The organism is Pseudomonas sp. F9001 (assembly GCF_013385435.1).
In the GTDB taxonomy this organism is placed as follows: domain Bacteria; phylum Pseudomonadota; class Gammaproteobacteria; order Pseudomonadales; family Pseudomonadaceae; genus Aquipseudomonas.
On sequence record NZ_JACAPX010000011.1, the window covers coordinates 541,989 to 554,853 of the forward strand.

Consider the following 12,865-nt stretch of genomic DNA (forward strand, 5'->3'; position numbering starts at 1 on the left):
GCTTGCTCGCGAAAGCGGTGTGTCAGTCGCTGTATATGTTGACTGAACCACCGCATTCGCGAGCAAGCCCGCTCCCACAATTAGATCTCTATATTGCCCCAGTCCTGCTTTGTTTCCTCAGGCGCCACCGCGTTGACCCGCTTGCCCGTGGCCAGCTCCACCCGCCGTGCCACTTCCGGGTCATCGGCGAACGGCATCAGGCTGGCCTCATCCAGGCTCTCCTTCGACTGGCCCCGCAGGCAATACTCAACCGCGCCATACAGACTGATCACCGCCGCCAGGTTCAGCGCTATCTCCCACATCAGGCGATCTGCGCGTCAAGCTGCGCCACCTTCAAATCCGCCACTCGCACCGTGCGCCAGGTGTTGTACGCCATCAGCAACATGCCGCTGAGGAAGAACACCCCGCCGACGAATCGCACCACAAATCCCGGATGGCTGGCCTGTAACGCTTCCACAAACGAGTAGGTGAGGGTGCCGTCATCGTTCACCGCCCGCCACATCAGGCCCTGGGTGATGCCGTTGACCCACATTGACGCGATGTACAGCACCGTGCCAATGGTCGCCAGCCAGAAGTGCATATTGATCAGCCCCACACTGTGCATCTGCGCGCGCCCGAAGATTTTCGGGATCATGTGGTACAGCGAGCCAAATGTGATCATCGCCACCCAGCCCAGGGCGCCGGCGTGGACGTGGCCGATGGTCCAGTCGGTGTAATGGGAGAGGGCGTTGACGGTCTTGATCGCCATCATCGGCCCTTCAAAGGTCGACATCCCGTAGAACGCCAGCGACAGCACCAGGAAGCGCAGGATCGGGTCGGTGCGCAATTTATGCCAGGCCCCGGAAAGCGTCATCATGCCGTTGATCATCCCGCCCCAGCTCGGCGCCAGCAGGATCAGCGACATCGCCATCCCCAGCGACTGCGCCCAGTCCGGCAGCGCGGTGTAGTGCAGGTGGTGCGGACCGGCCCAGATGTACAGGGTGATCAGCGCCCAGAAGTGCACGATGGACAGGCGATAGGAATACACCGGCCGCCCGACCTGCTTCGGCACGAAGTAGTACATCATCCCCAGGAAACCGGTGGTCAGGAAGAACCCCACGGCGTTGTGCCCGTACCACCACTGCACCATCGCGTCGGTGGCCCCGGAATACACCGGGTAGGACTTGAACCAGTCCACCGGGATCGACAGGTGATTGACCACGTGCAGCATCGCGATCACCACGATAAATGCACCGAAGAACCAGTTGCCGACGTAGATGTGCCGGGTCTTGCGCTGCACCACAGTGGTGAAAAACACGATCGCATAGGCCACCCACACCACGGTCATCCACACCGCGCCGCTGAACTCGATCTCGGCGTATTCCTTGGTGGTGGTGTAACCCAGTGGCAGGCTGACCAGCATGATCACGATCACCGACTGCCAGCCCCAAAAGGTAAAGGCAGCGAGCTTGTCCGAGTACAGCCGTACCTGGCAGGTGCGCTGTACTGCGTAGTAGCTGGCGGCGAATTGCGCGCTGCCGGCAAAGCCGAAAATCACCAGGCTGGTGTGCAGCGGGCGCAGGCGGCCGAAGGTGGTCCACGGCAGGTCGAGGTTCATCTCGGGCCACACCAGTTGCGAGGCGATCCACACGCCCATGGCCATGCCGACCACGCCCCAGACGATAGTTGCAATGACGAATTGACGCACGACCTTGTAGTTGTAGGCCTGTGCGGTTGATGGTGGTTGCATGCTTAGTCCTCCCACGGTTCCAAGTGGGCGGCACTGTAGGAAGTATGGGTAGAACAATACAGACTCAGACCCGGGTCATTACTACGGATCAGCCACTAACCTGCATTTTTCGCACGTTACCCCCGTCAATAAATCGTTTGTCCAACCCCCGCCCAATGACAAAACTGCAAGTCACTCGCAAAACAACAACGATTGGGCAAAAAACCATATGCAAATCGAGCGCAACTATTACAACGGCCACTTCGCCGAACCTGCCAGCACCGCCCAAATCGCGGTCTACAACCCCGCGACCGAGGCCCAGGTAGGCCGGGTGTCCGCCGCCACCCCTGATGAAGCCATTGCGGCCGTCGATGCCGCCGCCAGCGCACAGAAAACCTGGGGCAAGCTCACCAGCATCCAGCGCGCCGAACACCTGCGGGCTTTCGCCGCCGCCCTCGAAACCTGCGCTGGAAGCATAGGCCGGGCGCTGGCCAGCGAATCCGGCAAAAGCCTCGACGACGCCAGCAACGAAGCGCGCTACGCCGCCCAGATCACCCGCTACCACGCCGAATGGGCGCGCCGCATCGAAGGCGAAATCATCCCCAGCGACACCCCGGACGAAAACCTGTTCCTGCAACGCGAGCCCATTGGCGTCGTGGCTTGCCTGATTCCGTTCAACTACCCGGTCTATACCCTGCTGCGCAAAATCGCCCCGGCGCTGATTGCCGGCAACACCGTGGTGGTGCGTCCAAGCAACAACACGCCGTTGTCCGCCTTTGAAATCGCCCGCGCCGTCGAGCAGTCGGGCATGCCGGCCGGCGTGATCAACATCCTGACCATGGACCACGCCACCGCCGCCGCCCTGTGCACCCACAAGGCCGTGGGCCTGATCACCCTGACCGGCAGCGTCAACGCCGGGCGCATCGTGCTCGACTACTGCAAGGCCAACATCGCCAAGCCGTCCCTGGAGCTGGGCGGCAAGACCCCGGCGATCATCGAGGCCGACGCCGACCTGGAAAAAGCCGCCAGCGACATCATCGCTTCCAAGACCACCCACTGCGGCCAACTGTGCACGGCCGTCGAGCGGGTGTATGTGCAGGAAAGCGTCTATGACCGATTCCTGGCCCTGCTCAAGGCCAAGATCAGCGCCGTCAAATTCGGTGACCGTGCCACGGATGCGGGCCTGATGGGCCCACTGGTCAACGCCAGCTCCCGGCAGAATATTCACGCCATGGTCGAGCGCGCCATCGCCGACGGTGCTGTACTGGAAACAGGCGGCGTACTCCCCGACGGCCCGGGCCATTTCTACCCGCCGACGCTGCTCAGCGCCTGCCGCCAGGACATGGAAATCATCCAGGAAGAAATCTTCGGCCCGGTGCTGCCGGTGCTCAAGTACCGCGATATCGACGAAGCGCTGGCCATGGCCAACGATCACCAGTTCGGCCTGTCGTCGGTGCTCTATACCGAGAACTACCGCACGGCCATGAAAGTCGCCAACGCCATCGAGGCCGGCGAGTTGTACGTCAATCGGACCCCGGCCGACCCTTACCAGGGTTTCCACGCCGGCTGGAAACGCTCAGGGCTGGGCGGCGATGACGGCAAGCACGGGATGCTTGAATTCACCCAGACCCGTTTGGTGGTCATGAAGTACTGATTCACCGACCACCGGCTTCACCTCAATAAAAACAATTATCGGGGCACCTGCACAGTGGGTGCTCGAGGTCTACAAGATGTCCAAGCCTGCACCCGTTGCCCAGGGTTTCGATGCCGTGTCCGCGGCTAAAAGCGACAAAGCCAGTCGCTACTTCCAATTGATGTTGCTGGTACTGGCTGCCGGGGCGATCTACCCGATCCTCTACCTGCGCCAGGTCTACCAGACCACCATGCTCGAGGTGTTCCAGATCAACCACAGCCAGCTGGGTTATCTGTACTCGATGCTCGGTACGATCTTCCTGCTCAGCTACCTGCCGAGCGGCTGGTTGGCCGATCGCCTGCCGCCACGCTTCCTGATCTTCTTTTCGTTGGTGGCCACCGGGGCCCTGGGTATCTGGTACTCCACCGTGCCGTCGATGACCGGCCTGATGATCATCTTCGGCTGCTGGGGCCTGACCACCGGCCTGACCTTCTGGGCTTCGGTGCTCAAGCGGGTGAAGATGATCGCCCATCACAGTGAGCAGGGCCGCTTCTTCGGCATCCTCGACGGCGGCCGTGGCCTGGTGGAAGCCTTGCTGGCGACCGTGGCCCTGGGGCTCTTCGCCTACGCCACCGAGACCCGCAGCGAAACTGCGGCCGAAGGCTTCAAGCACGTGGTGTACCTGTATTCGTTCGTGTGTATCGCCATTGGTTGTGTGCTGGTGCTGCTCAAGGATCCCAAGTCCATGGCCGAAACTGCGGCGGTGGAGAAGGGCAAGTTCAACCTGATCGCCGACCTCACCACCCTGGTGAAAATCCCCGAGCTGTGGCTGGTGACCGCCATCGTGTTCTGCGGTTACCACATGTTCTGGGCCACCTACAGCTTCTCCGATTACCTGCAAGGCAGCGGCATGACCGCCGTGATGGCCGGCACCATCACCACCATCAAGTTGTGGATGCGACCCATCGGCGGGATCGGCGGCGGCTGGCTGGGGGACAAGTTTTCGAACATCTCGGTGCTGATCGTCGCGTTGCTGCTGGTGACCCTGGCGATGGTCGGCCTGATCGTGTTCCCGGCCATTGGCAGCCTCGGCTTGCTGATCGGCACGGTGATCTTTATCGGCCTGATGACCTACGCGATTCGCGGCCTGTACTGGGCGATCCTCGACAGCTGCGACATCCCGCTGCGCATCACCGGCCTGGCCATCGGCATCGTCTCGGTGGTGGGTTACCTGCCGGACACCTTTATCCCGCTGATCAATGGCTACCTCACCGACACATACCCGGGGCAGGTCGGCTACAACCTGTACTTCGGCTACATCGCCTTCATCGGCGTGCTCGGGACCCTCGCGGCCCTGACCTTGCGCGCCCGGATCAATCGTAAAAAATTCAACCAGACAGGTGCCTGAGATGAAAATCGTCGCCCTTGAAACCCATATTGTCGCCGTACCGCCGCCGCACATCGGCGGCATGTACTGGCTGTTCGTCAAACTGAAAACCGACTGCGGCATCGAAGGCGTGGGCGAGATCTACGCCGCCACCTTCGGCCCCAAGGCCATGCTGCCGATCATCGAGGACGTGTTCGAGCGCTACCTGCTCAACCACGACCCGCACCATATCGAGCGCTTCTTCCGCCAGGCGTACTCCAGCGGTTTCACCCAGCGCCCCGACCTGACCATGATGGGCGTGGTCAGCGGCCTGGAAATGGCCTGCTGGGACATCATCGGCAAGGCCGCCAACAAACCGGTCTATGAGTTGCTGGGGGGCAAGGTCAACGAACGCCTGCGTTCCTACACCTACCTGTACCCGGTCAACAGCAAGGGCGAGTACGACTACGACGACCCGGACCTGGCCGCCGAATGCGCGATCGAGAACATGAACAAGGGCTTCACCGCCGTGAAGTTCGACCCGGCAGGCCCGTACACCGCGTACTCCGGCCACCAGATCTCCCTGGAAGTGCTGGAACGCTGCGAAACCTTCTGCCGCAAGATTCGCGAGGCGGTGGGCGACAAGTGCGACCTGCTGTTCGGCACCCACGGGCAGATGGTGCCGTCGTCGGCGATTCGCCTGGCCAAGCGCCTGGAGAAATACGACCCGCTGTGGTTCGAAGAACCGGTGCCACCAGGCCAGGAAGAGGCCATGGCCCAGGTCGCGGCGAAGACCAGCATTCCCATCGCCACCGGCGAGCGCCTGACCACCAAGTACGAGTTCTTCAAGCTCTTGCAGGCCGGTGGTGCATCGATCCTGCAAATGAACGTGGCCCGCTGCGGCGGCCTGCTGGAAGCCAAGAAAATCGCGAGCATGGCCGAGGCCTACTACGCGCAGATCGCCCCGCACCTGTACAACGGACCGATCGGCGCAGCGGCGAGTTTCCAGTTGGCCACGTGCACGCCGAACTTCCTGATCCAGGAAAGCATCATGACCTGGGGCGGCTTCCATGCCGAAGTGCTGACCAAGCCGCTGCAATGGGAGGACGGCTACATCATCCCGTCCACCGAGCCGGGCCTTGGGGTGGAGCTGAACATGGACGTGGTGCGCAAGCACACGCCGTACACCGGCGAGCGGCTGCACCTGCAAATGGCGCCCACGCCTGCTGACGTGAAAGACACTTCGCCCGCCAAGGGCTAAAAAAAACGACTTATGCGGTAACCGTGAATGACATACGACTACATCATCGCCGGCGCCGGCGCCGCAGGTTGCGTCCTGGCCAACCGACTCTCCGCCTCGGGCGAGCATTCGGTATTGCTGCTGGAAGCCGGCGGCAAGGACAGCTCCTGGTGGTTCAAGATCCCGGTCGGTTTCGCCAAGATGTACTACAACCCGACCTTCAACTGGATGTACTACAGCCAGCCGCAAAAACAGCTGGCCGACCGTGCCATCTATGCCCCGCGGGGGAAGGTGCAGGGCGGTTCCGGCTCGATCAACGCCATGATCTACGTGCGCGGCCAGGCCCATGATTTCGATGACTGGGCGGCTACTGGCAACGACGGCTGGGGCTTCAAGGACGTGCTGCCGTACTTCCGCAAGCTGGAAAATCACCCCCTGGGCGACACCGAATACCACGGCAGCAGCGGCCCCATCAGCATCACCCCGATGAAGGGCCAGACCCACGCCATCTGCGACGTGTTCCTCAAGGGCTGCGAGCAATTGGGCTATGGCCTGAGCGATGACTTCAACGGGCCGAACTTCGAAGGTGCGGGCCTCTACGACGTCAACACCCGCAACGGTGAGCGCTGCTCCAGCAGCTTTGCGCACCTGCACCCGGCGTTGGGTAGGCCGAACCTGACCGTGGAGTTGCATGCGCTGGTAGACCGCGTGCTGTTCGACGATCAACAACGCGCCACCGGCATCAGCGTGACCCAGCACGGCGTGGTTCGCACCTTCAGCGCGCGCAAGGAAGTGATCCTGTGCGCCGGGGCGGTGGATACGCCGAAGATCCTGCAACTGTCGGGGGTGGCGGACAAGCAACTGCTTGCCGAACACAACATCCCGCTGGTCAAGGACCTGCCGGCGGTGGGGCAGAACCTGCAGGACCACCTGTGCGCCAGCTATTACTACAAGGCCAATATCCCGACCCTGAACGACCAGCTCAGTTCGCTGTTTGGCCAGTTCAAACTCGGCCTCAAATACCTGCTGACCCGCAAGGGCGCGCTGGCCATGAGCGTCAACCAGGCCGGCGGGTTCTTTCGCGGCAACGAAGGGCAGGCGCACCCCAATCTGCAGCTGTACTTCAACCCGCTGTCGTACCAGATCCCGAAAAACAACAAGGCCAGCCTCAAGCCCGAGCCGTATTCAGGCTTCCTGCTGTGCTTCAACCCGTGCCGGCCTACCAGCCGCGGGACGATCCGCATCGCCTCGAAAAACCCACGGGACGCGGCCTTGATCGACCCCAACTACCTGAGCACCCAAAAGGACATCGACGAGGTGATCCAGGGCAGCCGGCTGATGCGCAAGATCATGCAGGCTCCGGCGCTCAAGGGCGTGACGGTGGCCGAGGTATTGCCGGGGCCGGCGGTGCAAACCGATGAGCAGATGCTGCAGTACTTCCGCGAGAACAGCGGCTCGATCTATCACCTGTGTGGCTCTTGCGCCATGGGCTCGGACCCGCTGGTGTCGGTGGTGGACAAGCGCCTGAAGGTGCACGGGATGCAAGGACTGCGGATTGTCGATGCGTCGATTTTCCCCAACGTGACCTCGGGCAATACCCATGCGGCGGTGTTGATGGTGGCGGAGAAGGGCGCGGATCTGATCCTGCAGGATGCCTGAATTGATCGTTCCCACGCTCTGCGTGGGAATGCATCCTGTGACGCTACGCGTCACGACTTCAAGAGCAGACGCGGAGCGTCCAGGGCGGCGTTCCCACGCGGAGCGTGGGAACGATCATAGAGAGACCGTGTTCTGCCACTGGGCAACCGTTTCGGCACTGATGCTTACCCCACCACACACAATCACCACCACATCCTCAATCCCGGCAATCGCCCCATGCTTCAGATACGCCACGGCCAACGAAACCCCACATGCGGGTTCCACCAACTGGCGTAAATCATCGGCGTACCGCGCCACGCCCATCATCGCGTCGGCATCACTCAACACCACGCATTGATGGGCAAACCTGCCGATATGCTGCACCGGCCACGCCGCCACCTGGGTCGCGGCCAACGACTTGGCCACGGTATCGATCTTCGCCAGCCGCACTGGCTTTCCAGCCTCTACGGCATCAGCAAACGAAGCCGCGCCCGCCGTTTCACACGCAATCACCTTGCAGCCGAACCGCCCATGACGCTCCAGGCCCGTCAGAACGCCCGCGAGCAGTCCACCGCCACCCACCGAGGTCACGATGGCGCCCACCTGAGGGCAGTCCTCGAGAATCTCATCGATCATGCTGCTGTGGCCTTCCCACAACAGCGGGTGATCAAAGGCCGGCACATACAGTGCCTCAGGTGATTCGGAGAGTTGCAGCGCCAGCTCATTGGATTGATCCCACAGATCACCGTGCACCACCACCTCGGCCCCGGCCTGGCGGATGCGTGCGCGGGTGGCTTCGGGGGTGGTGGTCGGCACCACGATCCGCGCCTGTAACCCCAGGCCGCGCGCCGCGAAGGCCGTGGCCAGCCCGGCATTGCCGCCGGAGGGGCATACCACCGTGGTCTTGCCCTGGCTCGCCGCGTAGGCGCACAGCGTGGTCATGCCGCGCAACTTGAACGAGCCACAGGGTTGCAGGTTCTCGAGCTTCAGCCAGACCCGCCGGGTAGCGGTGGACAAGCCGGGGTGCAGGATCAACGGGGTGCGAATCGGCAGCATTTCACAAGTTCCTTTTGGGTGAGGCTGCCATCCTACCTCAGCTCGTGGCTGCCACCAGAGGCCATGGCTACCTATGGTTTCGCTCTTGCAGCGAGTCCTGCCGGCTTCCCGCGTTCGCAGCCCTAACCGAAGAAACGGATAACCCCCGACCTACCAACCGCGCAACCGCTCCCACACCCGCACCTCGCCATTCCCCAGCAGCGCACTGTAGCTACCAAATTGCGTCCCGGTGGCACACGCATGATTGGGCAGTACCCGCAGGCGCGTGCCCAACGGGAAACGCTCAACCACATCCACCGCCACCCCGTCGAACCAAGCCACCCCATGCTCCTGATTCGCGCTGCCCACCAGCAACCCCTCAATCACCTCACCACCCTCGGTACACACCTGCCCATAACCAAAATCCCGCTTCTGCGACTGCGTCCCACGATCCCGACTCATCGCCATCCACCCCGCGTCGGTAATGATCCAGCCCTTTTCCACCTGATGCCCGATCACCGTAGTCAGCACACTCAACGCCAGCTCATCAATGCGGCACACCCCAACGTTATGCATCACCAAATCAAAAAACGCATAAACCCCGGCCCGCAGCTCAGTCACACCCTCCAGGCTCACCGCCGACAGCGCCGTGGGCGTCGAACCCACACTCACCTGCAAGCAAGGCAACCCCGCCCCCCGAATCACCTCGGCCGCTGCAACACAGCGCGCCCGTTCCTGCTCGGCAATCGCCCGCAACGCCTCAGGCGTATCCAGCCCGTAACTTTCCCCGGCATGAGTCAACACCCCGGCAAGCATCCCGCCGCCATACAGCAGCCTGGCGATCTCCAGCAACAGCGGATCCTGAGGCTTCACCCCGGACCGGTGCCCATCACAGTCAATCTCAATCAGCACCGCAAAAACCTCACCCTGCAGCGCACCAAACTCGACAATCGCCCGGGCCCCGGCAAGGCTGTCGGTGATCAGCTCCAGCGCACACCCCTGACGACGCAACGCCAACGCCTGAGGCAATTTATGCGGCGCCATCGCCACCGCATACAGAACGTCCCGAATGCCGAGGTCGAAAAAATACTCGGCCTCCTTCAACGTCGAAACCGTAATCCCCGTGGCCCCGGCGGCGATTTGCGCCGCCACCACCTCGGCACATTTATGGGTCTTCACATGGGGCCGCAAGCTCACACCCAAGTCATCGGCACGCTGCTGCATACGCAGGATATTGCGCTGCATCCGGCTCACATCCAGCAAAGCTGTCGGGGTTTCCATCGTGCACACTCCAAAAGGTAAATTGACGGTCTATCCAGTACTGGATATGTTGTCTGAATGAAAAAACACACTCCCGAACAAGCGGCCTTGATCAGCCAGCTCGAACAGATTGCCGAAGGCCTGAGCAAGACCTTCAGCCCGTTTTGCGAGGTCGTGCTGCACGACCTGCGCGACCCGCAGCACGCAATCATGGCCATCCACAACAACCTCTCCGGGCGGCAGCCGGGTGACCCGGCCACCGAGCTGGGCCTGGCGCGGATTGCCGATCCCGAGTACCCGCAGGTGATCGCCAACTACCAGAACCAGTTCGCCGACGGGCGTCAGGTCAAGAGCACTTCCATCGGCATCAAGGACTCCACCGGCAAGTACGTGGCGGCCTTGTGCATGAACGTCGACCTCTCGTTGTTCCGTGGCTTGCAGGGCATGCTGGAACAGTTCGGCTCGGTCAGCGGCGACCGGCCCGCCGAGTCTCTCGACCCGTCCGGTGCGGACGCCATTCGTGCACGCATCGACCAGTTCGCCGCACGCCTGGCGACCACCCCACGTGCCCTCAAGGCCGCCGACCGGCGGCTGCTGATGCAAGAGCTGAAAGAAGCCGGCGTGATGGACATCCGGCGTGCCATGGAAACGGTTGCCTCACACCTTGGGGTCTCGCGGGCGGCGGTCTACACCTACGCCAAATGACCTATGCCGAGCGCGCCACGGCTTCGATTTCAATCAGATAGCCGTGGTGCAGTTCCGGCACCGGCACCACCGCGCGGGCCGGGCGGTGACCTCCCAGCGCAGCGGCGTACAAGCCATCAAATTCAGGCCAGTGTTTTACCCCCACCACGTACACCGTGACTTTCACCAGGTCTGCGGGTGAGCCGCCTGCGGCCTTCAAAATCGCCAACAGATTGTCCAGGGCCACTTGAGCCTGTTCGGCAAACGAAGCCTCGAGGTTATGACGCCCGTCAGGGCTCACCGGCAATTGACCGGAGATGTACAGCGTGCCCTGGTGGCTTACGGCCTGGGAGTAGTGACCGGCAGTCGCCGAGGCTGCGGGGGTGTGGATGAGGTTCATTGTGGAGCGCTCAGCAGCCGCGCATACGTTTGGAGGTCGACGTTGCCGCCGGTCACGATGACGCCCACGCGCTGGCCCCGGAACTGATGCTTGAGGTTTCGCAGGGCCGCTAGGCCAAGGCAGCCGGTGGGCTCCACGACCATCTTCATGCGCTGCATGAAGAACTTCATCGAGGCCACCAATTCGGCGTCCGAGACAGTGAAAATGTCAGTGACTTGCTCGCGAATGATCGGGAAGGTGTGCTGACCCAAATGCTGGGTCTGGGCGCCGTCGGCGATGGTGACGGGCGTGTCGATGTGCACGATGCTGCCGCTCTGGAAGGAGCGCTGGCCGTCGTTCCCGGCTTCGGGCTCGACCCCGTACAAGAGGCAATCGGGCGCCAGCGCACGGGTGGCCAGCGCGGTGCCGGAGAGCATGCCGCCACCACCCAGGCCGACAAACAGCGCGTCCAGCGGGCCGGTGAACTCCAGCAGCTCCTTCGCGGCAGTGCCCTGGCCGGCCAGCACGTCCGGGTGGTCGAAAGAGGGGATCAGGGTCATGCCGTGTTGCTCGGCGAGTGTGCGACCGATCTGCTCGCGGTCTTCGGTGATGCGGTCATAGAACACCACGCTTGCACCGTATTCCCGGGTAGCGGAGACCTTCGCGGCGGGGGCGTCGGTGGGCATCACGATGGTGGCCGGCATCTGCAATAACCGGGCGGCCAGCGCGATGCCTTGCGCATGATTACCCGAGGAAAACGCCACGACGCCAGCCTTGCGCTGCTGCTCATCAAAACGCGACAGCGCATTGAAGGCGCCGCGAAACTTGAACGAGCCGGTGCGTTGCAGGTTTTCGCACTTGATAAACACCTGAGCGCCGGTCTCGGCATCGAGGGTACGCGAGGTGAACACCGGCGTGCGGTGGGCGAAGCCTTCCAGGCGCTCGGCGGCTTTGATTACGTCATGGTAGGAAGACGGTGGCATGGGAGGGACCTCTCGAATGTCGTTGGATGGATAAAATATCCATATCTATACAAACTGTAAAGTTGCATTTCATGCTAGCGTTTCGGGCTTCTCTGATCTGTAGAGGGCTCGACGTTGATTCGACTGACCGATTACATCGCTGATTTTTCCCGTTCGCCGCTGGCACCCTGGGTGGATCTTGCGCCGTGGGAGTTGGTGACCCAGGCGCCGGAAATCGTTCGCAAATTGCTGGCGGGGCTTTCTGATGATGACTATGAGATTCATGACGAGATTGCCGTGCACCGTACTGCGGTCGTGGAGGCGGGCGCTGTTTTGAAAGCGCCGCTGATCATCGGCGCCCACTGTTTTATCGCTGCCGGTGCCTACCTTCGCGGCGGTTGCTGGGTGGATGAATATTGCATCTTCGGACCGGGTGCCGAGCTCAAGACGTCCTTTGTCTTCAGCGGCAGCAAGTTGGCGCATTTCAACTTTGTCGGTGATTCGGTATTGGGCCGCGGGGTTAACCTGGAAGCCGGCAGTATCGTGGCCAACTACCGGAACGAGCGTGACGACAAGGAAGTGCAGGTGCGCATTGACGGGCAGTTGCAGCGCACCGGCTGTGACAAGTTTGGCGCGCTGCTTGGGGATCAGTCGCGGGTTGGAGCCAATGGTGTGTTGGCACCGGGAGCGGTGCTTGCGGCGGGTAGTGTGGTTAGGCGTGGGGAGGTTTTCGATTGTGAGGGGTAGGGGGTTTTTGGTGTACATATCCGTTAGTTGAGTAACGGCTGCTTATGGTTTCGCTCTTACAGCGACTCGCTTTGGAAAAGCCGGAATGCCGGCCCAGCCCAAAGTAAGCACAGGGCTCTGCCCCGCCTGTCGGCGCCTCGCTGTGGCTCGGGCTTATTGGGGCAGTCAGAGCCAGATCAAAATCAAAAGCAAGAGCACAGCGGCCTACACGGC

General features: G+C 62.1%; 12 protein-coding genes. 6 read left to right on the plus strand and 6 right to left on the minus strand.

What is annotated here, in order from left to right:
• Positions 1–80 precede the first annotated feature (80 nt).
• The gene (locus tag HX818_RS11455) at positions 81–302 is read right to left on the minus strand and encodes a cbb3-type cytochrome c oxidase subunit 3 (RefSeq protein WP_177020105.1); all 222 of its coding nucleotides are present in this window, start codon (positions 300–302) and stop codon (positions 81–83) included.
• Positions 302–1,729, minus strand: a complete 1,428-nt coding sequence (gene ccoN / locus HX818_RS11460) for a cytochrome-c oxidase, cbb3-type subunit I (RefSeq protein ID WP_003212552.1) — start codon at positions 1,727–1,729, stop codon at positions 302–304. Before ccoN ends, HX818_RS11455 begins: the two co-directional genes overlap by 1 nt.
• A gap of 208 nt (positions 1,730–1,937) precedes the next feature.
• Here ccoN and aldA point away from each other — a divergent pair, with 208 nt between their 5' ends.
• The 4 genes from aldA (at position 1,938) to HX818_RS11480 (ending at position 7,606) form a co-directional block, all read left to right on the plus strand.
• Complete coding sequence (aldA, locus tag HX818_RS11465) at positions 1,938–3,362, plus strand: aldehyde dehydrogenase (RefSeq protein ID WP_177020106.1); 1,425 nt, start codon at positions 1,938–1,940, stop codon at positions 3,360–3,362.
• A 76-nt stretch (positions 3,363–3,438) separates the two neighbouring features.
• Positions 3,439–4,749 carry a nitrate/nitrite transporter gene (locus HX818_RS11470; protein WP_177020107.1) on the plus strand — a complete coding sequence of 437 codons (1,311 nt, stop codon included), beginning with the start codon at positions 3,439–3,441 and terminating at the stop codon, positions 4,747–4,749.
• Position 4,750: 1 nt separating this feature from the next.
• The gene (locus tag HX818_RS11475; protein WP_008432553.1) at positions 4,751–5,968 is read left to right on the plus strand and encodes a mandelate racemase/muconate lactonizing enzyme family protein; all 1,218 of its coding nucleotides are present in this window, start codon (positions 4,751–4,753) and stop codon (positions 5,966–5,968) included.
• Between the two features lie 27 nt (positions 5,969–5,995).
• A complete protein-coding gene (locus HX818_RS11480) occupies positions 5,996–7,606 on the plus strand; it encodes a GMC family oxidoreductase (RefSeq protein ID WP_177020108.1) in 1,611 nt (536 codons plus the stop codon).
• Positions 7,607–7,720: 114 nt separating this feature from the next.
• Here the strand turns inward: HX818_RS11480 and HX818_RS11485 are convergent, their stop codons facing one another.
• Both HX818_RS11485 and HX818_RS11490 read right to left on the minus strand, forming a co-directional pair.
• Positions 7,721–8,641: a pyridoxal-phosphate dependent enzyme gene (locus HX818_RS11485; RefSeq protein WP_177020109.1), complete on the minus strand. Its 921-nt coding sequence runs from the start codon at positions 8,639–8,641 to the stop codon at positions 7,721–7,723.
• Positions 8,642–8,791: 150 nt separating this feature from the next.
• A complete protein-coding gene (locus tag HX818_RS11490; protein ID WP_177020110.1) occupies positions 8,792–9,901 on the minus strand; it encodes a DSD1 family PLP-dependent enzyme in 1,110 nt (369 codons plus the stop codon).
• Between the two features lie 57 nt (positions 9,902–9,958).
• On the opposite strand from HX818_RS11490, the gene HX818_RS11495 reads away from it, so the two are divergent.
• The gene (locus tag HX818_RS11495; RefSeq protein ID WP_003212543.1) at positions 9,959–10,585 is read left to right on the plus strand and encodes a transcriptional regulator; all 627 of its coding nucleotides are present in this window, start codon (positions 9,959–9,961) and stop codon (positions 10,583–10,585) included.
• A 1-nt stretch (position 10,586) separates the two neighbouring features.
• On the opposite strand, the gene HX818_RS11500 is transcribed toward HX818_RS11495, so the two are convergent.
• A complete protein-coding gene (locus HX818_RS11500; RefSeq protein ID WP_177020111.1) occupies positions 10,587–10,964 on the minus strand; it encodes a RidA family protein in 378 nt (125 codons plus the stop codon).
• The gene (locus tag HX818_RS11505) at positions 10,961–11,926 is read right to left on the minus strand and encodes a threo-3-hydroxy-L-aspartate ammonia-lyase (protein WP_177020112.1); all 966 of its coding nucleotides are present in this window, start codon (positions 11,924–11,926) and stop codon (positions 10,961–10,963) included. The genes HX818_RS11500 and HX818_RS11505 overlap by 4 nt, the downstream gene beginning before the upstream one ends.
• Before the next feature lie 114 nt (positions 11,927–12,040).
• On the opposite strand from HX818_RS11505, the gene HX818_RS11510 reads away from it, so the two are divergent.
• A complete protein-coding gene (locus HX818_RS11510) occupies positions 12,041–12,652 on the plus strand; it encodes an LpxA family transferase (RefSeq protein ID WP_087693858.1) in 612 nt (203 codons plus the stop codon).
• The last annotated feature ends 213 nt before the right edge of the window (positions 12,653–12,865 follow it).

Coding starts and splice junctions, on each gene's coding strand:
- HX818_RS11455 (WP_177020105.1), bottom strand. CDS start 302: ATGTGGGAGATAGCGCTGAACCTGGCGGCGGTGATCAGTCTGTATGGC.
- ccoN (WP_003212552.1), bottom strand. CDS start 1,729: ATGCAACCACCATCAACCGCACAGGCCTACAACTACAAGGTCGTGCGT.
- aldA (WP_177020106.1), top strand. CDS start 1,938: ATGCAAATCGAGCGCAACTATTACAACGGCCACTTCGCCGAACCTGCC.
- HX818_RS11470 (WP_177020107.1), top strand. CDS start 3,439: ATGTCCAAGCCTGCACCCGTTGCCCAGGGTTTCGATGCCGTGTCCGCG.
- HX818_RS11475 (WP_008432553.1), top strand. CDS start 4,751: ATGAAAATCGTCGCCCTTGAAACCCATATTGTCGCCGTACCGCCGCCG.
- HX818_RS11480 (WP_177020108.1), top strand. CDS start 5,996: ATGACATACGACTACATCATCGCCGGCGCCGGCGCCGCAGGTTGCGTC.
- HX818_RS11485 (WP_177020109.1), bottom strand. CDS start 8,641: ATGCTGCCGATTCGCACCCCGTTGATCCTGCACCCCGGCTTGTCCACC.
- HX818_RS11490 (WP_177020110.1), bottom strand. CDS start 9,901: ATGGAAACCCCGACAGCTTTGCTGGATGTGAGCCGGATGCAGCGCAAT.
- HX818_RS11495 (WP_003212543.1), top strand. CDS start 9,959: ATGAAAAAACACACTCCCGAACAAGCGGCCTTGATCAGCCAGCTCGAA.
- HX818_RS11500 (WP_177020111.1), bottom strand. CDS start 10,964: ATGAACCTCATCCACACCCCCGCAGCCTCGGCGACTGCCGGTCACTAC.
- HX818_RS11505 (WP_177020112.1), bottom strand. CDS start 11,926: ATGCCACCGTCTTCCTACCATGACGTAATCAAAGCCGCCGAGCGCCTG.